Annotated in this window: 19 protein-coding genes and 2 tRNA genes; 4 read left to right on the forward strand and 17 right to left on the reverse strand. The window is 68.9% G+C overall.

Annotated features, from left to right (window positions below):
- Position 1: 1 nt before the first annotated feature.
- The 10 genes from ACWEN3_RS14780 to ACWEN3_RS14825 all read right to left on the reverse strand — a co-directional run bounded on the left by ACWEN3_RS14780 (position 2) and on the right by ACWEN3_RS14825 (position 5,390).
- Positions 2–74, reverse strand: a tRNA-Ala gene (locus ACWEN3_RS14780).
- Between the two features lie 112 nt (positions 75–186).
- Positions 187–420, reverse strand: coding sequence for a hypothetical protein (locus ACWEN3_RS14785; protein ID WP_003976229.1), 234 nt, complete (start codon positions 418–420; stop codon positions 187–189).
- A 3-nt stretch (positions 421–423) separates the two neighbouring features.
- Positions 424–597: a hypothetical protein gene (locus ACWEN3_RS14790; protein WP_452970104.1), complete on the reverse strand. Its 174-nt coding sequence runs from the start codon at positions 595–597 to the stop codon at positions 424–426.
- Between the two features lie 461 nt (positions 598–1,058).
- Positions 1,059–1,131: transfer RNA gene (locus tag ACWEN3_RS14795), tRNA-Ala, on the reverse strand.
- A gap of 95 nt (positions 1,132–1,226) precedes the next feature.
- Positions 1,227–1,895, reverse strand: a complete 669-nt coding sequence (locus tag ACWEN3_RS14800) for a histidine phosphatase family protein (protein ID WP_452970107.1) — start codon at positions 1,893–1,895, stop codon at positions 1,227–1,229.
- Positions 1,895–2,338: a ribosome silencing factor gene (gene rsfS / locus ACWEN3_RS14805; RefSeq protein ID WP_452970109.1), complete on the reverse strand. Its 444-nt coding sequence runs from the start codon at positions 2,336–2,338 to the stop codon at positions 1,895–1,897. The genes ACWEN3_RS14800 and rsfS overlap by 1 nt, the downstream gene beginning before the upstream one ends.
- Positions 2,339–2,442: 104 nt before the next feature.
- A complete protein-coding gene (locus tag ACWEN3_RS14810; protein WP_452970111.1) occupies positions 2,443–4,158 on the reverse strand; it encodes a LytR C-terminal domain-containing protein in 1,716 nt (571 codons plus the stop codon).
- A gap of 16 nt (positions 4,159–4,174) precedes the next feature.
- Entirely contained in the window at positions 4,175–4,870 is a 696-nt protein-coding gene (nadD, locus tag ACWEN3_RS14815; protein ID WP_452970113.1) for a nicotinate-nucleotide adenylyltransferase, read from the reverse strand.
- Positions 4,871–4,926: 56 nt separating this feature from the next.
- Positions 4,927–5,082 (reverse strand): hypothetical protein, encoded by a 156-nt coding sequence (locus tag ACWEN3_RS14820; protein ID WP_452970116.1) that lies wholly within the window; start codon positions 5,080–5,082, stop codon positions 4,927–4,929.
- Positions 5,083–5,225: 143 nt separating this feature from the next.
- Positions 5,226–5,390, reverse strand: coding sequence for a hypothetical protein (locus ACWEN3_RS14825; RefSeq protein ID WP_452970118.1), 165 nt, complete (start codon positions 5,388–5,390; stop codon positions 5,226–5,228).
- Positions 5,391–5,492: 102 nt separating this feature from the next.
- Here ACWEN3_RS14825 and ACWEN3_RS14830 point away from each other — a divergent pair, with 102 nt between their 5' ends.
- Entirely contained in the window at positions 5,493–6,587 is a 1,095-nt protein-coding gene (locus ACWEN3_RS14830; protein ID WP_452970120.1) for a M48 family metallopeptidase, read from the forward strand.
- Between the two features lie 85 nt (positions 6,588–6,672).
- Here ACWEN3_RS14830 and ACWEN3_RS14835 read toward each other — a convergent pair whose 3' ends face one another.
- The 7 genes from ACWEN3_RS14835 to ACWEN3_RS14865 form a co-directional block, all read right to left on the reverse strand.
- Complete coding sequence (locus ACWEN3_RS14835; RefSeq protein ID WP_452970122.1) at positions 6,673–7,740, reverse strand: SCO2583 family membrane protein; 1,068 nt, start codon at positions 7,738–7,740, stop codon at positions 6,673–6,675.
- A gap of 90 nt (positions 7,741–7,830) precedes the next feature.
- Positions 7,831–8,391: an SCO2584 family spore wall biosynthesis protein gene (locus ACWEN3_RS14840; RefSeq protein WP_452970123.1), complete on the reverse strand. Its 561-nt coding sequence runs from the start codon at positions 8,389–8,391 to the stop codon at positions 7,831–7,833.
- Positions 8,392–8,500: 109 nt separating this feature from the next.
- Entirely contained in the window at positions 8,501–9,787 is a 1,287-nt protein-coding gene (locus tag ACWEN3_RS14845; protein WP_452970125.1) for a glutamate-5-semialdehyde dehydrogenase, read from the reverse strand.
- Between the two features lie 72 nt (positions 9,788–9,859).
- Positions 9,860–10,285 carry a hypothetical protein gene (locus ACWEN3_RS14850; RefSeq protein WP_452970127.1) on the reverse strand — a complete coding sequence of 142 codons (426 nt, stop codon included), beginning with the start codon at positions 10,283–10,285 and terminating at the stop codon, positions 9,860–9,862.
- 120 nt (positions 10,286–10,405) lie between these two features.
- Entirely contained in the window at positions 10,406–11,533 is a 1,128-nt protein-coding gene (gene proB, locus ACWEN3_RS14855) for a glutamate 5-kinase (protein WP_452970128.1), read from the reverse strand.
- Between the two features lie 201 nt (positions 11,534–11,734).
- The gene (locus tag ACWEN3_RS14860) at positions 11,735–12,175 is read right to left on the reverse strand and encodes a hypothetical protein (RefSeq protein ID WP_452970130.1); all 441 of its coding nucleotides are present in this window, start codon (positions 12,173–12,175) and stop codon (positions 11,735–11,737) included.
- Positions 12,176–12,292: 117 nt separating this feature from the next.
- On the reverse strand, positions 12,293–18,793 hold the full coding sequence (locus ACWEN3_RS14865; RefSeq protein WP_452970133.1) for an RHS repeat-associated core domain-containing protein: 6,501 nt from the start codon (positions 18,791–18,793) through the stop codon (positions 12,293–12,295).
- 439 nt (positions 18,794–19,232) lie between these two features.
- Between ACWEN3_RS14865 and ACWEN3_RS14870 the strand changes: the two genes are divergently transcribed.
- From ACWEN3_RS14870 to ACWEN3_RS14880, 3 genes are all read left to right on the forward strand, one after another.
- On the forward strand, positions 19,233–20,330 hold the full coding sequence (locus tag ACWEN3_RS14870; RefSeq protein ID WP_452970136.1) for a phage baseplate protein: 1,098 nt from the start codon (positions 19,233–19,235) through the stop codon (positions 20,328–20,330).
- Between the two features lie 200 nt (positions 20,331–20,530).
- Positions 20,531–22,834 carry a bifunctional glycosyltransferase/CDP-glycerol:glycerophosphate glycerophosphotransferase gene (locus ACWEN3_RS14875; RefSeq protein ID WP_452970139.1) on the forward strand — a complete coding sequence of 768 codons (2,304 nt, stop codon included), beginning with the start codon at positions 20,531–20,533 and terminating at the stop codon, positions 22,832–22,834.
- A gap of 28 nt (positions 22,835–22,862) precedes the next feature.
- The coding region (locus ACWEN3_RS14880; protein ID WP_452970141.1) for a UTP--glucose-1-phosphate uridylyltransferase at positions 22,863–23,332 on the forward strand (470 nt) is incomplete at its 3' end.

Genomic DNA, 23,332 nt, shown 5'->3' on the forward strand with positions numbered 1-23,332 from the left:
GTGGAGCTAAGGAGAATTGAACTCCTGACCTCCTGCATGCCATGCAGGCGCTCTACCAACTGAGCTATAGCCCCTTGTTTCGCCCCGCCGGGTTTCCCTGGCGACGACGTAAACATTACAGGTCCCGGGGGTGCAGCACCAAATCGGTTTCCGCCCCACCCCTTTGGGTCAGATATGTCTGATTTGTCAGGCCGTGACGAAGGAGTAGAACCTTTTGAGCGTGCAGTGCTCCTCGAGAAGGCGGCCGTAGATCGGCTCGCCCTCCAGTTCCCGGTACGTCTCGATCGGGTCGCCTTTTATGATCAGCGCCCGCGCGCATTCCTCGCACCAGTACTGGTAGTCGGGATTGACCGGCTCCATGTCACGGACGATCGGCGTACCACTGCCGCACCAGTCGCACTTCCGCCTGTGTGCACCCATCGATCAGCTCCAGCTGTGGCCGCAGGCCGTGCACACGTAGGAGATTCCGCCGTTGTCGCCGAGAACTTGGGCCACGCGCGCGGAACCGCAGGAAGGGCAGCTGAGCCGGGTGGCCGTGTCCCGTATCAACGCCGCATCAAGGAGGTCGCCGCCCTCCCCAAGGATGCTCGCAGGCATCGCACTCCCTCCCGTCGGGCCGCGCCCCTCCCGGCCGTTTGATTCTGCCACGGCCGGGCCAATACGGTCAGCGACGCCTCAGTACCAGTCCGGACACGGCTCCCACCGCGGCCGATGCGGCCGGCGTCCAGGCGCATACGGAAAACGCCTCCGCAGAGGTATACGACCGCAGGGCGCCCAGTGACTCAAGCCGGTTCAGGAACAGTGTGCCCAAAGACTCGCCGCCGATCATCCGATCGAGCCGAGTGACCGTCGCCGGCGTCCGTCACGCCCTCCGATTGTCAGTGGGGGGTGCTTCACTGTCCGTGACGGGTCGCTCCTGCGGCTGCCGGCACTTGACCGGGGCGCGTCCCGACGCCGGCGCTGCGACGCGCCCCGGCGGAATACGCAGAAGATCCCACCCCCAGTGGGGACGGGATCTTCATCACCGATCTTTGACAACTCAACAGAGTGTCGATCAGTGGAGCTAAGGAGAATTGAACTCCTGACCTCCTGCATGCCATGCAGGCGCTCTACCAACTGAGCTATAGCCCCTCGTGTTCTTCCCGCTCGGCGGGGCGAACAAGAAGAACTTTAGCCTGCGACCTGCCAGAAAGTGAAATCCGGGTCCGGCGGGCATGGGGGGCGGCTCAGTCGTCGTCGCCGAGGACGGGCTCCGGGAGGGTGCCCGCGTTGTGCTCCAGCAGGCGCCAGCCCCGGGCGCCCTCGCCGAGCACGGACCAGCAGCAGTTGGAGAGGCCGCCGAGGCTCTCCCAGTGCCACGGCTCCAGGCCGAGCAGCCGGCCGATGGTGGTGCGGATGGTGCCGCCGTGGCTGACGACGACGAGGGTGCCGTCCTCGGGCAGTTTCCCGGCGTGCCCCAGCACGACGGGGGCCGCGCGGTCGGCGACCTCGGTCTCCAGTTCGCCGCCGCCGCGGCGGACCGCCTCACCGCGCTTCCAGGCGGCGTACTCCTCGCCGTAGCGGGCGATGATCTCCTGGTGCGTCAGCCCCTGCCAGACGCCCGCGTAGGTCTCCCGCAGGCCCTCCTCGCGGATGACGTCGAGGCCGGTGAGGGCGGACAGCTCGGCGGCCGTGTCCGCGGCCCGCCGCAGGTCCGAGGCGACGATCGCGTCGGGCCCGAGGGAGGCCAGCAGCCGGGCGGCGCGGCGGGCCTGCCCGATGCCGGTCTCGGTCAGCTCGACGTCCGTGCTGCCCTGGAAGCGGCGCTCCACGTTCCACGAGGTCTGGCCGTGCCGCCACAGGATGATGCGGCGGCCGCGGTCCTTGCGGTCGGTCACCTCACCGGTGACGCTCATCACCACTCGCCGCCCGGCTCCAGGCCGGCCTCGTCGGCCTGCAGTTTGGCGTGCTCCTCGGCCTTGCCGCGGGTGGCCCGGGCGTCGGCGGGCAGCTCGAGCTCGGGGCAGTCCTTCCACAGCCGCTCCAGGGCGTAGAAGACGCGCTCCTCGCTGTGCTGGACGTGGACGACGATGTCGACGTAGTCGAGCAGCACCCAGCGGGCCTCGCGGTCGCCCTCGCGGCGGACCGGCTTGGCGCCGAGTTCCTTCTGCAGGCGCTCCTCGATCTCGTCGACGATGGCCTTGACCTGGCGGTCGTTCGGCGCGGAGGCCAGCAGGAAGGCGTCCGTGATCGACAGCACGTCGCTGACGTCGTAGGCGATGACGTCGTGGGCGAGCTTGTCGGCCGCCGCCTGGGCGGCGGTGTTGATGAGCTCAAGAGAACGGTCGGTGGCGGTCACTTACATGGCTTTCCGTCGGCGGTCACTGAACCTCAAGGGTCTCACGGACCGGCCTGGGCACCCCACGTGATTACGGCATCGCACGTGGGGCGCCGGGCCGCCGGTCAGGAGGCGGACGGCCGGTAGTCCTGACCCAGGACCACAGAGACGTCGGCGCCCGAGGAGACCGCGCCCTTGGTCACGGAGCCGGCGGGCAGGCCGAGGGTCTTGGCGACCTCGGTGGCGTTCTGCTTGTTCGAGGCGTCCGAGTAGATCACCTTCGAGGTGACCCGGGTCCCCGAGGCGCTGCCGCCCTCCAGGAAGGTGAAGCCGCCGTTGAGGAGCACCACTCGGGCCTTCTCGGTGTCGTCCCTCACACCGGTGGCGTTCTGGACGGAGACCCGGATCGCGGAACCGGCGGCGGGGCTCTTGGCGGTGCCGCCGAGGATGTCCTTGACCACGCTGGCGCTGGTCTGGGCGCTCAGCGTGCCGTTGGTCTCCACGGGGAGCAGGGCGGTCTTGTAGTCGCCGCTCTTGGCGAGGTCGGCGAGCTTGGCGAGGAAGGCGCCGAGGTCCTTGTCGGTGAGCGAGGGGTCGAGGATCTGCGCGAGGCTCTGCACGGTGATGGTCGCGTCCGCCGGGTCGGAGGAGATCTTGCGCAGGGCGCCCTGCAGGACCTGGCCGAACCGCTCCAGCTGGGCGTTCTGGGACTCCCCGGCGGCGCGGTAGGTGGCGTAGGCGACGGCCATCTTGCCGCTGAGGGTCTGTCCGGAGCCCTTGTGGACGAGCGGCTCGGCGCCCTTCTTCTTGCTGTCCGGGTCGGGCACGTCGGTGTTGGTGTCGATGTCGATGTTGCCGACGAGGTCGACGAGGTTCTGCAGGTACGGGGTGTCGAGGCGCCAGGTGCCCTGGATGTTGGTGCCGAGGACCGTGTCGATCTGGTCGCGGGTGCCGGAGGAGCCGTCGCCGCTCACCGACTTGGCGAGGGTGGTGGTGGAGCCGTCGTCGGAGGTCAGCGCCAGGGAGTTGGGCAGCAGGACCGTGGTGCCCTGCTTGGTGGTGGTGTTGTCGACCAGCAGCACCGTGGAGGTGCCGCCCTTGCCGGTGTTGTGCAGGTGGACGACGATCACGTCGCGTTTCTGGGCGGCGACTGGCGTGGCCGTGCCGGCCTTCGCGGCGGAGGAGGACAGACCGGGCAGCTTTCCGGCGTACCAGAGGTAGCCGACGCCGCCGACGGCGACGAGGGCGAGGACGACGCCCAGGGCGACGATCCGGCTCCGGGCGCGGCGGCGGGCCTCCTCGCGGCGCTCGGTGCGGTTCTCGGTGAACTTCAGCCAGTCGATGACGTCCTCGGAGTCGCCGTCCGGCGTCTCCACGAACTCGAACTGCTCGGTGTGGTAGTCCCGTTCGCCGGTGTCCTCGGTGTCGTGCGGCGCGTGCGGGTCCTGGTCCGGGCCGGCCTGCTGCGGGATGTGGGCGGTCTGCTCGACGACCCGGGGCTGCTGCCCGCTGCTCGCCGCCTGCCCGTAGGGGTCGTGACCGGGGGCGGTCCCGCGGGCGGGGGCTCCGTAGTCGCCGTAGCCGGCGTGGGGGTCGTACGAGGGCGTCTGGGGCTGCTGGCCGGTGTCGTACGCCTCGTAGGGCGGCGCGGGCTGCCGGGCGCCGGTGGCGTACGGGTCGTAGCCGTAGCCCTGCTGCTGGGCGTACGGGTCGTAGGTCGCCCGCGGAGCCGGCTGTGCCGGGACCTGCCGGTATATGGGCTGTCCGTACTCGTCGTAACCGACGAGTTCGTACGGGCCGGCGCCGTGCCCGGCGTCACCCGTGTCGTATCGGTCGTTCACCGGTGCCCCTCTCGGCTCACTCGCCGCGGTACAGCTCGCGCTTGTCGATGTAGCGCACGACTCCGTCCGGCACCATGTACCAGATGGGTTCTCCCTTGGCGACTCTCGCACGGCAGTCGGTGGAGGAGATGGCGAGCGCCGGCACCTCGACGAGCGAGACGCCGCCTTCCGGCAGACCCGGATCGGTCAGATGGTGGCCGGGCCGCGTGACACCGACGAAGTGCGCGAGCGAGAACAGTTCCTCGCTGTCCCGCCAGGTCAGCAGCTGGGCGAGGGCGTCGGCGCCGGTGATGAAGAACAGGTCCGTGTCGGGGTTGAGGGCGCGCAGGTCGCGCAGGGTGTCCACGGTGTAGGTGGGGCCGCCGCGGTCGATGTCGATGCGGCTGACGGAGAACTGCGGGTTCTCGGCGGTCGCGATGACCGTCATCAGGTAGCGGTCCTCGGCCGGGGAGACCTTGCGGTGGGACTTCTGCCACGGCTGGCCGGTGGGGACGAACACCACCTCGTCCAGCTGGAACTGCGCGGCGACCTCGCTGGCCGCCACGAGGTGCCCGTGGTGGATCGGGTCGAACGTTCCGCCCATGACGCCCAGGCGGCGCTTGCCCGTGTGGGCAGGGGCGTGCCCCGGCAGGTGCTGCCGGTACCGCGGGTGCTTCACCGTGTCTTCGGCCGTCTCGTGCGCCGGACCGGTAGGCATGTCCTGCTCTCCCATGCGTGCAGACCCTACCGGCCCGGCCTCGGGCCTCCGGCCGGGGACGGGGTCCCGGATCAGCGGTCGCGGTTGAAGCGGGTGGTGATCCACAGCAGGAGCAGCAGGACGCCGAGGGCGGCGCCGCCGGTGACGGCCGGGTTGAGGCTGTTGTGGTGACCGCCCTCGCTCTCGGCGAGGGTGACCAACTGGGCAGCGGCACGGTGAAGGCTCATCTTCGGCAGGACCTATCGCGTGTGGGCGGGATAAAGATGTCGGCTCATCGTATGCGGGCGGCCGTTCGGCGATCACGCCGACTCCGCCGTTGGGGACGGACGGCGGCGCCGGGCGGCCCCGGGCGGGGAACTTTCGCCGTCCGTCAGTCGTCCTTCTGCTTGTAGCCGCGCAGCAGGAACCAGGCGGTCAGTGCGCAGCCCAGGATCATGACGACGATGATGATGCGGAGCAGATTGCCGGACCCGTGCTGCTGGACGGCGCTCGTGGCGGCCTCGGTCAGCCGGGCGGCTGCGGGGTGGTGCTCCATGACGTGGACTCCTTCGGCTGTACTGCCCGTCCACGGTATCTCCGCCTAGGCTGGGCCCTGCCTCGGGGGCTCACTGGGCACTCACACGCACTGGGGGATGACATGTCCGACGACAGCCATCAGCGGAACGGGCACGAGCGGGTGCCCGGCAGGCAGCGCACACGCTTCCCGGGAATCTCCTCGCGCGCGTACGAGCACCCGGCGGACCGCTCGGCCCTGGTCGCGCTGCGCAAGCTGAGCGGCTTCGACACCGTGTTCAAGGCGCTCAGCGGGCTGCTGCCGGAGCGGAGCCTGCGGCTGCTGTTCCTGTCCGACTCGGTGCGCGTCTCCGAGCGGCAGTTCGACCACCTGCACGCCATGCTGCTGGACGCCTGTTACGTCCTGGACCTGGAGAAGGTCCCGCCGATGTACGTCACGCAGGACCCGCAGCCGAACGCGATGTGCATCGGCCTGGACGAGCCGATCATCGTGGTGACCACGGGTCTGGTGGAGCTCCTCGACGAGGAGGAGATGCGGGCGGTCGTCGGGCACGAGGTGGGCCACGCCCTGTCCGGGCACTCGGTGTACCGCACGATCCTGCTGTTCCTGACGAGTCTCGCGCTGAAGGTCGCCTGGATCCCGCTGGGCAACCTGGCGATCATGACGATCATCGCGGCCCTGCGGGAGTGGTTCCGCAAGTCCGAACTGTCCGCCGACCGGGCCGGGCTGCTGGTGGGGCAGGACGTCCAGGCTTCGATGCGGGGCCTGATGAAGATCGCGGGCGGCAACCATCTGCACGAGATGAACGTGGACGCGTTCCTGGAGCAGGCCGAGGAGTACGACTCCGGGGGCGATCTGCGCGACTCCGTGCTGAAGATCCTCAATGTGCTGCCCCGCTCGCACCCGTTCACCACCGTGCGGGCGGCCGAGCTGAAGAAGTGGGCCGAGTCCCGGGACTACCAGCGGATCATGGACGGCCACTACCCGCGGCGCACCGAGGACAAGGACACCTCCGTCAGCGACTCCTTCCGCGAGTCGGCGTCGAGCTACGCGAGCGATGTGAAGGCGTCCAAGGACCCGCTGATGAAGCTGGTCTCGGACCTAGCGGGCGGTGCGGGCGATCTGGGCGGCCGGGTCCGCCGCGGCTTCGCCGGCTTCTCGAGCCCGCCCCCGGCGAAGGAGGGCCCGGCGGACACGCCTCCGGAGGACGGCGAGTAGCGACGGAGCCGCTCATGAGGCGCGGCAACAGGGTGTGACGGGCGGTCTCGGCCGGGGCTGTCGGGGCGGTGAACGTGCGCCCGCCTCACACCTTCGGCTCGGCCCCGGCGGCCAGCGTCCCGCACAGGGCGGCGGCGCTGTCCGACTCGTAGGGGTTGGTGCCGGCGGGGCCGCCGCTGCGCGCGCTCTGGCCGGCCAGCAGGGGGCGGAGGTAGGCGCTGGAGTCCTCGGCGCAGGCGAGGGGGCCCGCCTGGACGTAGGCCGAGACCAGCTGGGCCTGGTGGGTGCGCAGGTCGTCGAGGTCGAAGCGGAAGGTCAGCTCGCGGCGGACCGTGAAGAGGGACACGGGTGCGCCGGCGACGCCGGTGGGGCGCAGGGCGTAGACGAAGAGGTGGTCGGCGGTGACCTCCAGCGTGGCCGGGTCGGTCTCGGTGGCCTGGAGGCTGCCCTGGACGCGGATCCGGTCGTCGGCCAGCTGGGCCCGGGCCGGGTCGAGGCGGACCAGCCAGCCGGTGGGGGTGTGCCGGCCGTCCGCCGCCGGGTGGTCGAAGCTCTGGTCGAACTGGTCGAGCTGGTCGGAGTCGAGGAGGGCCCGGGCGGGGCCGACCTGGCGGCCGGTGAGCACCTCGGGGTAGAGCGAGGAGCGGACGATGTAGTCCTTGGCGGTGGTGAGCGCGGCCACGACCTGGCTGTCGGAGAAGTGGGCGGTGTCCCGGGAGGCCGGCAGCGGTATGCCCTCGGCTCCGACGTCGAACTGGGCGGCGGGGCTGTGCGCGTACAGGGTCTCGGCGTCCGGCCCGCCGGGCACCTCGCCCTGGGGGGCGAGGGGTATGACGGTCATCCGCACGGGTTCGACGGACCGCCGGGCCTGGGCGGCGCTGTACGGGTGGCGGACGCCCATGTAGACCGCCGTGCCGAAGGCGACGGCTATCAGCACGACCAGGATCAGCGCCTGCCGGGTGAGTCCCCGGTGCAGGGGCGGCCGGCGGCGTACGGCGGGTGCGTGGTCGGCCATCCGCTCCTCTGCGGAGTACTCCTGGAGGCGGGCAGCGCGGACGAACGACTCGTCGAAGACGACGGATCGGTACTCGTCCTCTGCACCGCCGGGACCGCCCTCGGGTGTCCCCTCCGGTGGGTCTCCAGGCCCGCCCATACTTTCAGAGTAGGTCTCGTGGGCCTCGGGTAAACGCCCTGCTACACGACAACTTCTGACAGGTTCTCACCAGAAAGCAAGGGTGGCCGCTCAGGGGGAGCGCGGGGTCGCGGAGGCGGCGTGCTGGGAGTAGTCGGCGGAGACGGAGGGAGCGGCGGCGCTGCCCTGTTCCAGGCCGGTCGAGGCGGGGGCGGGCACCCGGTCGCGGGTGCTGGAGGAGGTACCGCGGTAGACCGCGGCGAAGGCGAGCGCGACCATTCCGATGCCCATCACGACGGCGAGAACCCAGGCCACGGGACGGTGCCAGCGGACCTGCTTGCCATAGCTCCCGAAGGGACTGTGGTCCTCTTCGAGGAGGTAGGTGTCGTCGAGGTCGTCGTCGTCCCGGTCCTGCCCGAGATCGGTGCCCTCGGGGCTGTACCGCTCGCCTCTGGTGTGGGCGCGGCGGGCTTCCGCCTCGGAGGCCTCGGCCCTGGCCTGGGCCGCGGCCAGGAGGCGTTCGACGGCGGTCGGCTCGTGGACCGTGGCCGCCCGCACGAAGGCCTCGTCGAAGACCACGGAGGCGAACTCTTCGTCCGACACCCCGCGGTCGTGGTCGTCGTCGGGCTCCCAGCCGTCAGGGAACGGCGTGCCCCCCACGTCCTCCGGCACGGGTCCAGAGTAGACCTGGGGGGTCAATTTGCGCAGACGGTATGGAAATTCATCCGCTGGATGAGACGCCTTTTCGGACGCGCGCCGGCTCGGCCGTCCGGGGGGACGTTCAGCGGCGCACGTGCCCGTCGCCGGTGACGATGTACTTGGTGCTGGTCAGCTCCGGCAGGCCCATCGGGCCGCGGGCGTGCAGCTTCTGGGTGGAGATGCCGATCTCCGCGCCGAAGCCGAACTGGCCGCCGTCGGTGAAGCGGGTGGAGGCGTTCACGGCGACGGTGGTGGAGTCGACCAGTTGGGTGAACCGGCGGGCGGCCTGCTGCGAGGTGGTGACGATCGCCTCGGTGTGGCCGGAGGTCCACAGCCGGATGTGCTCGACGGCCTTGTCGAGGGAGTCGACCACGGCGGCGGCGATGTCGTGGGACAGGTACTCGGTCTCCCAGTCCTCCGGGGTGGCCTCGACCACGGTGGCCTTGGAGTCCTCGGCGTAGGCCATGACCCGCTCGTCGGCGTGGACGGTGACGCCGGCGTCGGCGAGGGCGTCCAGGGCGCGCGGCAGGAACTCGGCGGCGATGTCCTGGTGGACGAGGAGGGTCTCGGCGGCGTTGCAGACGCTGACCCGCTGGGCCTTGGAGTTGACGAGGATCTCGACGGCCGTGTCGATGTCGGCCCGGGCGTCGACGTAGACGTGGCAGTTGCCGGTGCCGGTCTCGATGACCGGGACGGTGGACTCGTTGACCACGGTCTGGATGAGGGAGGCGCCGCCGCGCGGGATCAGCACGTCGACCAGGCCCCGGGCGCGCATCAGCTCGCGCACGCTCTCGCGACTCTCCCCCGGCACCAGCTGGACGGCGTCGGCGGGCAGCCCGGCGCCGCCGACGGCGTCCCGGATCACCCGGACCAGGGCGGCGTTGGACTCGTAGGCGGAGGCGGAGCCGCGCAGCAGGACGGCGTTGCCGGACTTCAGGCAGAGGGCGGCGGCGTCGACGGTGACGTTGGGGCGGGCCTCGTAGATGATGCCGACGACGCCGAGCGGGACGCGGACCTGGCGCAGGTCGATGCCGTTGGGCAGGGTGGAGCCGCGGACGACCTCGCCGACCGGGTCGGGCAGCTTCGCGACGTCGCGGACGTCGGAGGCGATGGCGCGGACCCGCTCGGGGGTGAGGGTGAGCCGGTCGACGATGGCCTCGCTGGTGCCGTTCTGCCGGGCCTTGGCCACGTCCTTGGCGTTGGCCTCGACGATCTCGCCGGTCCGGACCTCCAGGGCGTCGGCGATGGCGAGCAGCGCGTCGTCCTTCACGGCGCGCGGGAGCGGCGCGAGGTCGGCGGCGGCGGCCTTGGCCCGGTAGGCGGCCCTGGTGACCGGGGACATCGAGTCGTACGGCGAGAGCGTGGTCATGAGGGAAGGGTAGTGCGCTGCGCGAGCAGGTCACCGTTCATCCCGAACCGCGAGACGAGGTCCCGGAGGCGCTCAGAAGGGGTGGACCCCCACCGGTGTCGCGGGCGGCGGGCCGTAGCCCTCGGCGAGGCGCTGGTGGTAGGTCTCGCGGTCGATGACCTCGAGGCCGACGATCTCCCACGGGGGCAGTCCCGCGGTCTGGCGGTGCTCGCCCCACAGGCGCAGGGCGACGGCGGCCGCGTCGTGCAGGTCGCGGGCCTCTTCCCAGTACCGGATCTCCGCGTGGTCGCTCGCGTATCTGCTGGTCAGCAGGAAGGGATGGTCGTGAGCCAGCTGCTCCAGGGACCGCCGCAGGTCCGTCAGGGGGACGTCGGACCCGGCGACGCTGAGCGTGACGTGCCACAGCCGGGGCAGGTCCTTGGGCTCCTCGTAGGTGTCCCCGGCCGCGACGCTCGTCAGGGCACCGCGGGTTGCCACCCCAGTGCGCACTCGTCTCACGACGGCCTCCTTCACCCAGTGCTCGGGACGTGTCTCTGACACAAAGTTGAGCAGGCCCTACGGCAGCGCGGGGCGGTTTTACGGAACGTCCCCCACCGGGGGCCGTCGTTACGTCCCGTTTTACGAGTGCAGGAGCACCAGGTCGTCCCTGTGTACGACCTCGCGTTCGTACGCCGGACCCAGCTCGCGCGCCAGTTCCCGGGTCGAACGCCCGATCAGCAGGGGGATCTCCTTGGCGTCGAAGTTGACGAGCCCGCGGGCCACCGCGCGGCCCGTCGCGTCGCGGAGTTCGACGGGGTCGCCGGCGCTGAACTCGCCCTCGACGGCGGCGATCCCGGCGGGCAGCAGCGAGGTGCGCCGCTCGACGACCGCGCGCACGGCGCCGTCGTCCAGGGTCAGCGCGCCCTGCGGGGTGGAGGCGTGCTGGAGCCACAGCAGCCGGTCGGCGGAGCGCCTGCCGGTGGGGTGGAAGTAGGTGCCGGTGTCGCCGCCGGAGAGCGCCTCGGCGGCGTGCACGGCGCTGGTCAGCACCACCGGGACGCCGGCGGCGGCCGCGATCCGGGCGGCCTCGACCTTGGTGACCATGCCGCCGGTGCCGACGCCGGCCTTGCCGGCGCTGCCGATCTCGACGCCCGCGAGGTCCTCCGGGCCCCGCACCTCGGCTATCCGGGAGGTGCCGGGCCGGCTGGGGTCGCCGTCGTAGACGCCGTCGACGTCGGAGAGGAGGACGAGGAGGTCGGCGTGGACGAGGTGGGCGACGAGGGCGGCGAGGCGGTCGTTGTCGCCGAAGCGGATCTCGTCGGTGGCGACGGTGTCGTTCTCGTTGACGATCGGGAAGGCGCCCATCGCGAGCAGTTTGTCGAGCGTGCGGGAGGCGTTGCGGTGGTGGGCGCGGCGGCTCATGTCGTCGCTGGTGAGCAGGACTTGGCCGACGCGGACGCCGTAGCGGGCGAAGGAGGCGGTGTAGCGGGCGACGAGCAGCCCCTGGCCGACGCTGGCGGCGGCCTGCTGGCGGGCGAGGTCCTTGGGGCGGCGGCGCAGACCGAGCGGGGCGAGTCCGGCGGCGATGGCACCGGAGGAGACGAGGACGACCTCCCGCTCGCCGCCGCTGCGGACCTTGGCGAGCACGTCCACCAGCGCGTCGACCCGGTCGGCGTCGAGCCCTCCGGCGGCCGTGGTCAGCGAGGAGGACCCGACCTTGACGACGATCCTGCGGGCTTCGTGTACGGCCTGCCTTGCGCTTGCCACCTTGCCCCTACCTCTTTCACCTGCGCCTCGGTTCACGCCTGCGCGCGACCTCGGTGCGTTTCACGTGCGGCTCGTCCCGGACGGCAACCTGATGCGCAATGTACGCGACCCAGAACCTTCGGTGCGCTGGGGTTTCGGTGGGCGGACGCAGCATCTCACCGGGAGCGCCGGGCTGCCCGCCATGATTTCGGCAGGGCCGTCCTACTCGTCGAGCGGGCAGCAGTCGTCCACGACATCCTCTTCCATGCCTTGCATGAAGGCGATCGCGCGCATGACAGCCAGCAGGGCACGGTCGGAGAGATTCCCCGGATCGGTGGCGAGACGGATGGGGTGATCCAGCGTGATGCTGGCCCCCACCTTGAGGATGAACAGGTCCTCGTGGCTGCCCTCGACGGTGCCTGCCTTGAGTTCGCTATGGATATCCGGCCAATAGATCCCGACCCACCGGCGCCCCGCCTTCTCGCCGGTGATGAGGAACCGGTAGAAGTCCGGCTTGTGCAGCCATTCTCGGTGTTCGCAGATCAGGTGCGACGCGGCCACGAAGGGCCAGTTGTCCCCCACGTCGAGCAATTTGTCAATGAGTTCATCGACATCGCATGCACCATAGCTCAGCCGCTCGTACGGCGGTCTGGAATTTTCCACGGCGATTCCACCTCGATTGCCTTTCGTGATGCGATGCACAGGGTCAGTTCGCACATGACGAGCCGCCGGCGATTCCGAGAATCAGCCGGCGGCTCGCCATGCTAACAGACCTTCAGACTACGGAGGGCCAGCACCCTCCCCAGGGAAATCGATGATTCCGTCATTCACTGGCGTGCTCGGAACGCTTTCATCGAGCCAGCCCAGGACCCTTGGCGGAATCTCCTTGAAGTCGGGCGGATTAGGATTGCCTTCGGCAGGTACCCGACCGCTCCAACCCTTCTTGTTCCCCACCAGCTTCCCGCCGGCCTGCATCTTGATGTACGGGCCGAGATGGACATTTCCTTCAGGGAAATCCCCCGAGGGGTCACCCGATTCGTACAGGAAGGCCACGCCCTTCTGCCCAGGAATTCTGTAGAGATCGCCGTCGCCGCCTGTGATCGCCGCCGGGTTCGGTGGATCCTCGCGTACGAATCCAGCGTCTTCGGCAAGCTCCTGGAAATCGCTTCGGCTGATTCCCCGCAGCGACATCGGGTCCTTCAGACTGCGCACCACCCCCGTAGCCGAGATCAGGATCGCGCCACCCTTGAGGGTGTCCTCGTGCGCCATCTCGCCGGTGCCCGCAGCCGCGAACCGGTAGGCGAGTTGGCCGTGGCAGAGGTCGTCGTGGAGTGTACAGAGACTGGTCCAGTAGCGGTATTCCTCTGCCGCGTCCTTCGGAGCGTGTCCCAGCTGGTCGACCGTGTCGCCCCAGGCGACGACCAGCGCTTTGTAGTTCCTGTTCAGCGTGGAGACACTGACGTGCGGGCTGATGTTGACGTAGTGCTTGACAGATCCGCCGGAGTGGCCGCTGCGGGCGCCCGTCGGGTGGTCGGGGAACCCGTCACCGTTTCGGTCGTTCTTCGGGCAGCTGGGCTCGTCGCCGAAGCCGCACATCAACCGAAGACCCGAGGGGTCGCTGTAGGAGACCGGGTTGTCGGCACTGTAGGCGTACGCGTTCAGCGATTGCGGCTCGCCCGGCGAGACGAGCGGATCAGGGCTGAGGAAGTGGCCGGTGGCTGGATCGTACATGCGCGCACCTAGGAGGGACAGCGAGGTGCTGTCGTCCTCGGCCTTGCCCAGAAAACCCCGGTCGAGCCCTGCCGGCAGGTCGCCGCCGGTGCTGCGTGCCTCGCCGAACGGCTTGTACCGGCGTCGCGTGACGTCACCGCTCGCCGTGATGAGCAGGGATGTCGACCCCTGGCTGTCGCTGAGAAGCCATGTGAGCTTGCCGTTGGCGCTGCCGTCCGCGACACGCATCGCTACCGTTGTGCCCGCGGCGGCGTACAGACGCGTCGCCTGTACGCCGGCGCCCGTCTCGTGCAGTTCCTCGCCACCTATGTAAAGGACGTTCTCCGTCGGCGAGGTCCGCAGCAGGACGTTGCCGTCGGCGTCGTACACATAGGTCGAGACCTTGTCGCCGTCCTTCTTGTGCTCGGTGATGCTGCTGACCCGGTTCTGGGCATTCCACGCAAGGTCGGACGAGACGCCGTCCACCGTACGGGAGGTCATCTGCCCGGCCTTGTCGTAGCCGAAGCTGTCCGATCCCGCCTTGGTCACGGCGTGCGGGTGGGCCTGGCCCGCCGTGTAGCTGGATCCGTCCGCGCTGTAGCCCGGGTAGGTGTATGTCCGGGTCGAGGGCCCCGAGGGGGTGGCGTCCGTTTCCGAGAGCCGGTTGCCGACCTCGTCGTACGTGTACCTGGTGTCGTACGGGTCGAGACTGCTGCTCAGGTCCGGTGTGGCGGCGCCCGTGCAACCGTCGGCCGCCTCCGTGGTCCACGCGTGGGCGAGCCGGTTGAGCTCGTCGTACGCGTAGCACTCACTCTGCTTGGTGACGCCGTCGGTGACGCCGGTGAGCTGGCCGGACAGATCACGTGTGAACGTGTCGTCCTGCGCTACCTTCGTCGTGCCGCCGGCCGTCACCGTCGTGCTGATGTCGGCGAGCGCACCGCTGCCGTTACTGTCGTCAAAGGTGTAGGCACGGTTGACGGTCGCGTCGGTGCCACCCGTATCGAAGGTGCGGGCGTCCAGGCGGCCGAGACGGTCGTAGCCGAAGGCCGACTGGTACGTGGCCAGCGGGCTGGAGACCTGCGACGGCCGTCCCTGGTCCGTGTAGGAGGTCTTCACAGTCTCGGCCGGCAGACCACCGGCCGACGGGTAGCCCACGGACGTTTGGTGGTCGGCGAGGTCGTAGCCGAGGCCGAATGTGTACGTGCCTGCGAAACCCGAGCCGTCGTCGGGGATGGTGTAGGTCTTGCCCTGCACCCGGCCGCGTTCGTCGTACCCGGTGATGGTCGAGGTGTAGGCCTGGCCGTTCGCGTAGGTCGTAGCCGAGGCCGGTTGCCCCTTTCCGTCCGGAGCGGTGTCGTACGTCAGCCGCTGGAGCGTCGTCGAGCCCTGGGTGACCGTGGTGGGCCGCTGCAGTGTGTCGTAGTTGTACGCCACCGTCGTGCCGTTGGCATCGGTGGTGGTCGCCACCAGACCGTTCTCGTCGTACGTCGTCGAGGTCGAGCCGGCGTCCGGGTCGCTCTTCGCGGTCTGCTGACCGGCCCAGTTGTAGGTGTAGCCCGTGGGGTTCCCCTTGGCGTCGGTCACCGTCTTCAGATTGCCGCTGCGGTCATAGACGTACGACGTCGTCTGCGCACCGCTCGGGCCGTGCTCGACGATCTTCGTCGTCTGGCCGTACACGTCCGTGTAGGTATCGGTGCGCTCGCCGGAGGCCGGGACGGTGGTGGTGTGGTCGCCGAAGTAATAGGTGCGGGTGTGACCCGTCGCCTGGGGGGTGCCGTTGACCAGGATCTGCGTCTCCGTGGTCCGGCCCGCCCAGTCGAAGATCGGGTCGGAGTAGGAGGGCAGGTCGGCAACCGTGGGCAACACCATGCCGGAGCCCGCGTCGCCGGAGTTGTAGAAGGGAGCAGAGGCGCCGGTGACGTTGCCAGAAGTGTCGTATCGGGTGGACACCACGTCACGCCCGGAGCCGTCCGGCGCCATGGACTGAGACTCGCGAACCCGGCCCAGCCCGTCGTAGTAGGAGTAGGAGTTGACCCAGGTACCGGCCGACTGGAGAACGCCGCTGGTGACCTTCGCCGGACCGGTGACCGTGTCGGGCACGCCGTCGCCGTTGGTGCCGGTCGGAACGGTGTACGTGAACCGGACCGACGGATCGCCGCTCGGGTAGTTGCCGATCTCCGTGGCTCGGAAGACCTGGCTGGAGCGGCCGACGGAGTCGAGGACGATACGGGTGGTGTGTCCGTTGGCGTCAAGGATCTTGTACGGAGTGTCCCACAGGCGTGAGTACCACGTCGTCGTCGTCAAAGAGCCGGTGCCGCCGCCCGGATCGGGGGTGATGACCGTGACGCCGTCGGTAGGCCAGGTGGTGTTCGGTGAGTACGTCGTCGTGGCCTTGTTGTTCTTGCCGTCGTAGGTCGCGATGACCCGGCCTGCGCCGTCATAGTCGGCCCGGGAGGAGCGGTGGGTGGAGGCGTCCGTGAAGACCTGCACCTCGGTCGGATTGCCGTCGACCAGCTTGGTGTCGTTGTCCGCGACGGACGTCGACCCGTCGTACAGGGTCACCTTGTAGGAGTCCTGGTTGTCCGGGGTACGGGAGGCGCAGTCGGCCGCGTAGTGGCGCTCCTCGTCCTGGAAGACCATCCAGCGCTTGACGTCGGAGTCGGGGAAGTTCGACGTGTTGTACGCACGGCCGTAGGTGGTGCAGCGGTTGTCGTCGACGTTGACCTCGCCCCAGTCGTTGGTACGCAGGGGCAGACCGTAGGTCGTGCTGGTGGACGACGTGTCGTCGTACTCGTCGTTGACGACGCTCTCGCGCCAGCCCTGAGAGGTCAGCGTGTCGGTCGTGGTCTTGCTCTCGCGGACGAAGCGCGCGTCGGGCAGGCCGTCGTAGTGGGCGGTGTCGTGGACCCAGTACTCCTTGCGGACGCGCTCGTGCGAGTTGCCGTCGCCGTCCCTCTGGGAGGACTCCAGGGTGTTGCCGGCCAGCCACGCCGAGTCGGTCCAGGAGGTGCCGTAGCCGTCCGTGACGGAGACGCTGCGGGTGGCGGAGGTGTCGGTCTTGGAGGTGCGGTCGCCGTCCAGGCCCCGGTAGAGCCAGTAGTAGGTGGAGGCCGCGTTGCTCTTGGTGCCGGTGAAGACCTCGACCTGCGGGTAGCCGCGCCACTCGGACCAGGTCTCGTCGGAATCCGGGACCAGTGGGTCGTTGGTGAACCGCCAGCCGGCGCCGCCGTGGTACTCGTACCGCGTCGTCATGACCGGGTCACCGTCGGTGTTGGCGCCCTGGCCCACGCCCGGGTCCACGGAGACCTGGCTGACCAGGTACTTCTTGAACCACCCCGTCTTGGCCGTGCTGTCGCCCTCGGGCGTCCACTTCTGCCAGAAGCAGTCCTCGGTGTTCGAGGCCTCGCTGGGCAGGCTGTTGATGTCGCAGGCGTCGGGCTGGCTGTAGCTGACGGAGGTCACCGAGCCCAGGTCGCCGTAGATCTTGTCGACCCGGCGGAAGTTGAGGGTCGACGAGCCCACCTGGTTGTCCAGCCACTCGCCGTTGAAGTTGATGACCGGCAGACGCTCGTCGGGGCCGTCACCGTAGCCCTCGCGCTGGACGTAGTCGAGCCAGAGGGTCTTGCCGACGGAGCCGGAGGGATCGGGCAGGCCGTACTTCATCTGGTACTGCATCGCCGGGTCCCACGTCGTACCGCCGTCGTCGCTGACGTAGGTCTTGATGTCCCACAGCATGTCGGTGGTGAAGAACGTGGGGTAGTACGTCTTGCCCGCGCAGTAGTTGTCCGCCGCGGTGCCGTCGCACATCAGGTCGGTGGGCACGTCCGGGTACGAGCTGGGGTTGGAGGAGATGCCCGGGCAGGCCGGCGGCTCCTTGCCCAGCGGGTCGTCGTAGCTCATCCGCTCCACGCAGCGGCCGACATGACTCAGCTCGACCTTGGCGGGCAGCTTCGCGCCGGGGATCTGGGAGGCCCAGCCGTACTCGATGCGGGTCAGGTAGCCGGCCGCGTCGTACTGGCGGGCCTTGTCGGTGTTGATGACCGAGCGGTAGTAGTTGGTCTGCTTGTCATAGAAGTAGGCGTTCTCGACCTCGTTGGGGTCGACCACGCGGTCCAGGTTCCAGCGCCAGGCCTGGGTGCAGGGCTCCGGGAACTGGTCGTGGCAGGGCTCGCCCGCGTCGTCGCCGGCCACCGGGACCGTGAGCACGGAGTGGGTCGGGTCGCCGGTGCGCTCGGCGCGGCCCCAGCCGAAGTAGTAGCGCATGCCGTCCTGGGAGGAGATCACCCAGTACTCGTCGTCCGCGCCGTGGCCGCCGGTCAGATGCTGCACGCGCCAGCCCGGGTCGTCCTGCACGTGGTAGGAGCCGGTGCCGTTGCCGTCCTGGATGAGAGCCGAGTTCACCCCGTTGAGGCTGATGGTGTACTCGGCGCCGTCGGGCTCGGTGCTGTGGTTCGGCGACTGCCAGCACATGTCGCCCACGGTGTTGTTGACGTCCTGCGAGCAGTTCTTGTACTTGCGCTCGATATAGCCGACGTTCAGGTCCCAGCCCATGCCGGCCCAGGAAGCCTGGTTGTTCGTCGCCGAGGTACGGCCGTCGACCGACTGGGAGTCGTACGACAGGGACAGGTCCGGCGTCGCGCCGAACGGCGCCTTCGGCAGGGTGATCGGCAGGTCGTAGGTGAAGTCTCCGGAGCCCGTCGACACGTCCCACTTGCCGGTCGGGCTCAGCGTGGAGGCCCGGTAGTCACCGTCGTCCGACGACGAGCCGGCCGTCAGCGCCGTCACCGTGTCCGTGGTCGCGGCCGACATCATCATGACGCCGGACTTCGGGGTGGCGGCCGTCGCGGCGGGGTCCGCGTCGGCGTACACCGTCGCCGTCAGCCTGCCCGACCTCACGTCGTTGTGGACCGGCAGGTAGCGGCGGGTGTCCGGGGAACAGCCGTGCTTCTTCGGTGTGGTGAGGGCACAGGCCGGCATCTGCACCAGCCGCAGCCGGGAGGCGAAGTCGCCGCCGTAGGCGTTCTTGAAGGCGTTGTAGTCGACGGTGACGCCGACCGGCCCGGGGGCGGGCTTGCTGTCCTTGCGGGTCAGACGCAGGGCCATGCCCACGCCACCGATCGCCTTGATCTTCGTGCGGTCCAGGACCTGCACGTCGACGTCGCCGGGGGTGCCGCCGGACGGGGAGAAGTCGAGCTTCCTGCTCCCGGCGACGGCGTCCTTGGCCGCCTTCTGGCCGAGCGCGAACGCGGTCTGCGGCGGCAGGCCGGCGGTGCGGACCTGGGCTGCCGTCGGGGTCTGGACCGACACCACCGCGGACTTGGCCGCGGCGCTGCCGGCCGAGCCGTCGACGACGGTGCCCGACGGCGACACGGCCAGGGCATGTCCGGCCGGGGCCTTCGCGAGGTGGACCCGGGCGGTCACCCCCTTGGGCCAGGCGACCTTCGGCGCCTTGGTCATGGTCGGCTCCGCCTGCTGCTCGGGCACCTTGGCGCCCTTGCCCGCCGGCACGCTGACGGTCCTGTCCTTCGGCTTGGCCACAGCGACGGCCGCGGCGAACGCCGGAGCGGACATGAGACCTGACAACAAAGCACTGGAGACCGCTACGACGAAGCCGCGTCTGTACGACGCACGCATCACGAACCCCCCACCCCTCTGGCCGAAATCGACCTCAAACGGTCAAAAAGAGCGGTTTCGCGATGCCGGGCAGCACAAAGCCAACACATGGCGAACACACGCAGGGCGGAGATTAACCAGAACCTTAATATGATCATTCCCAAATAAAACGGTCTACGATCTCTCAAACATCATCCACGCCTTGGCGGAATATTTGCGCTCTCATGACCAACGGAACATCCAGTTCTCACGTTGCTACCGCGATCGATTCCCGGGTGCTTTAATTACCGGCCAGCAATCCAGCCAGCTCCCCCTTGGCACGGCATGTCCCTTTTGCACGCCAAAGGCGCGGACATTGGCGCTTTTCTCTTTTTGGCCTCTGGGGGGTTCCATCGCCATGCTCGATCGCAGACGCTTTCTCCGCACGGGGGGCGCCGTCATCGGCGCGGCAGCCGTACCGGCCGTCGCCGTCGGTGCGGCGCAGGCCGTCACGCACTCCCGCCGCACGGCACAGAACGACGCCACTCCCGGCTCGGTACCGGCGGGCAAACGGTTCGACCTGACCGCCGGCTCCACCGCGCTTCTGCGTGAAGTGGCGCTGACCGGCACGCGCGTGCTGCAGTCCTTCGCCTTCGACAACACCCGCGGTCACCTCTTCACCGTGCAGCTGGTCGACGGCGGGCTCCAGCTCCCCGGAGAGACGCAGACCTACTCCGGCGCCGACCGCGAGGCCAATGGCGACCTGGTCCTGACGCGGCTGGACACGTCCGGGAACATTCTCGGCACCATGTATCTCCGCGGATTCGGGCACGGCGTGCAGATCGGTGTCGAATCCACTGCTTCCGGCACTTTTCTGTGGACCGAGACGCACAACGTCCGCACCGCGAATTCAGACGGCACCTACACCGGATGGGGCGACCGGATCGCCCGGTTCGAATTCGCCAACGGCACTGTTCTCACCGCCGACTCACCCGCGCTCACCCAGTACACCCTGGAAAGCGGCGTCGACCGCACCACCTGTGCCGTCGACCCGGTCAACAACCGGCTCGCGGTCCGCTGCCGGGTCAACGGCGCCTTCCGCTTCCGGCTGTACGACCTCGCCGCCTTCAAGTCGGGCAGCAGGAGCACCCTCGCCGACGCGGCCCAGCCCGCCGACCTCCAGCCCGGATACACCGACACCTTCCAGGGCTTCACGAGTTACGGCAACTACCTCTACCTGCTGGCCGGCTCCGCCTACGGCTCGGACGGATCGGTCTCGCCGACCGGCAACACCTACATCACCTCGGTGGACTGGAACACCGGCACCCTGGTCGAGCAGAAGCTCACCAAGGCCGCCTACACCCTGCTCTACCGCGAGCCCGAGGGCATGGCAATCCAGATCCCCGATCCCAGCAACCCCCAGGCGGTCCGCCTCTGCAGCGGCTTCGCCTCCTACACGTCCGACACGGACCAGAGTAAGAGGGCGAGCATTTATTACAAGGATGTCCTGATCTGAGCGTAACCGTGAACCCGCGTGAGTCCCACCACACCCGGCTGACCAGCAACGGAAGGGCCATGGTAAGAACATCCCGCGAGTGACGTTAGGGTACTCTTAAACCAACCTTAACCTCGCACTCCTTGTGCCTATCGCCTCCCGTACCCCATGTCAGCAGCGGGGCGCGGTTGCGCCTGACCGACAGTCCAGGAGCTCCAAGCATGCCTTTCGCGAATGGAAGCGCTTCGCCGAAAATAAGCGTGGTCGTCCCCGTTTATAAAGTTCAGGGATATCTGCGCGCATGCTTGGATTCCATACTCAACCAGTCCTTCGAGGACTTCGAGATCGTCGCCATCGACGACCACTCCCCGGACTCCTGCGGCCGCATACTCGATGAGTACGCGGCCCTGGACGACCGCGTCATACCCGTGCACCTCGAGGAGAACCGGGGCATAGGCAAGGCGCGGGACGCCGGTGCGCTGAAGGCGCGCGGCGAGTACATCCTCTTCCTCGACAGCGACGACACCCTGGCCGACGGCGCGCTCCAGGCGATAGCCGACCGCCTCGAGGTCACGGACAACCCCGACATCCTGCTGCTCAACCACGTCCGCACCTACTGGAACAACAAGGTCCAGGCGAGCGCGGCCGGCGAACTCCTCGCCGGAGCGGGCACGGACGTCTTCACGGCGCTCGAACGCCCCGAGTTCCTCACGATGTTCGCCGTCGTCTGGAACCGCGCCTACCGCCGTGAGTTCTACGTCGACGACCACAACTTCACCTTCACCGACGGCATCTACGAGGATGCCCTCATGGTCTACAAGACCATGCTGACCGCGCAGACCATCGCCGCCACGGACCAGGTCTGCGTCGAGTACCGCCAGCGCCGCCAGGGCAACTCCATGCGCACGCCCGGCCGCAAGCACTTCGGGATCTTCGAGCAGTACCAGCGCCTCTTCGAGTTCCTCGACGAGCGCCCCGACCTGGAGCCAGTGCGGGCGCTGCTGTTCGAGCGTGCGGCCAGCCACTTCCTGTTCACCCTGGACCGCGAGGACCGCATCGTCCCCAAGGACCGGGCGGAGTTCTTCAAGCTGTCGGCCGCGAACTACAGGCGCTTCAAGCCCAAGGGCTTCGTCGTGCCTGAGGGCACCCCGGGCACCAAGTTCCAGCTGCTGGACCGCGGTTCCTACGCGGCCTACGCGGCGGTGATGGCCGCCAGCAACACCCGTCACCAGGTGATCCAGCGGGCCGCCAAGTTCAAGACCAAGCTCGGCAAGACCGCCTACAACCGGCTGTACCAGCTGCACTTGCGTCGCCCCGTCGACGAGAACCTCGCGGTCTACGCGGCCTACTGGAACCGCGGTGTCGCCTGCAACCCGGCGGCCATCTACCACAAGGCGAAGGAGCTCGCCCCGAACGTCCGCGGCGTCTGGGTCGTGCGGCGCGACCTGGCGGACACCGTCCCGGCGGGCGTCGACTACGTGGTGGCCAACTCGCCGCGCTACTGGGAGGTCATGGCCCGGGCCAAGTACCTCGTCAACAACGTCAACTTCCCGAACAACATCGTCAAGCGCCCCGAGCAGGTCTTCCTGCAGACCCATCACGGCACCCCGCTGAAGCAGATGGGCATCGACCAGCAGAAGTATCCGGCGGCGGCCAAGAACATGAGCTTCGCCAAGATGCTGGAGCGGGCCGACAAGTGGGACCTCAGCCTCACCTCCAACCAGCACTCCACCGAGAACTGGGAGCGGGTGTACCCCTGCGCGTTCGAGACGGTCGAGTACGGCTACCCGCGCAACGACGTCTACTTCCGGGCCACCGGTGACGACGTCCTGCGGATCCGCCGTGAACTCGGCATCGATCAGGGCAAGACCGCCGTCCTCTACTGCCCGACGGTGCGCGACTACCAGAAGGGCTACGTGCCCCGCATCGATCTGGAGCGGTTCTGCCGCGAGCTGGGCCCCGACTACGTCGTTCTCGTGCGCACCCACTACTTCTACGGTGCCGACCCCCGGCTGGAGACGCTCCAGGAGCGCGGGCTGATCAAGGACGTGTCGACGTACCCGGTGGTGGAGGACCTGTGCCTGGCCGCCGACGCGCTGATCACCGACTACTCCTCCATCATGTTCGACTACGCGTGCCTCGACCGCCCGATCGTCACCTACGCGGACGACTGGGAGGTCTACCGCAAGGCTCGCGGTGTCTACTTCGACATTCTCTCCGGGCAGCCGGGCGAGACCCCTGGCGCGACCGCGACCTCGGAGGACGAGCTCATCGAGGCCTTCCGCTCCGGTGCCTGGAACAGCGCCGAGGCGGCCGGGCTGCGGGCCGCGTTCCGCGAGCGGTTCGTGCAGTTCGACGACGGGAACGCGGCGGAGCGCGTGGTGCGCCGTCTCTTCCTCGGCGAGGAGCCCGCGCCCGCGGTGCTGCCGCTGGACGAGCGGACCCCGGCGCCCGCGCCGGCCGCCCGCACCTTGGCGCGCATTCCGCAGCAGCCGACCGGTGAGCGTGGCCTCATCGGGGCCTGACATGCAGAACGAGAGAGACGAGCACCACATGCTTCCCCGCCCCGCCGTCACCAAGGCCGTCATCCCGGCGGCGGGCCTCGGTACCCGGTTCCTGCCGGCCACCAAAGCCACTCCCAAGGAGATGCTGCCGGTCGTCGACAAGCCGGCGATCCAGTATGTGGTCGAGGAGGCCGTGTCGGCGGGGCTCGACGACGTCCTCATGATCACCGGTCGCAACAAGCGTCCGCTCGAGGACCACTTCGACCGCAACTACGAGCTGGAGTCGGCCCTCGAGAAGAAGGGCGACGCCGAACGGCTCGCGAAGGTGCAGGAGTCCAGCGACCTGGCGACCATGCACTACGTCCGCCAGGGCGACCCCAGGGGCCTCGGCCACGCCGTGCTGTGCGCCGCCCCGCACGTCGGCCACGAGCCCTTCGCGGTGCTCCTCGGCGACGACCTGATCGATCCCCGTGACCCGCTCCTCCAGCGCATGATCGAGATCCAGGAGCAGCACGGCGG

The sequence above is a fragment of the Streptomyces sp. NPDC004561 genome (genome assembly GCF_053602155.1).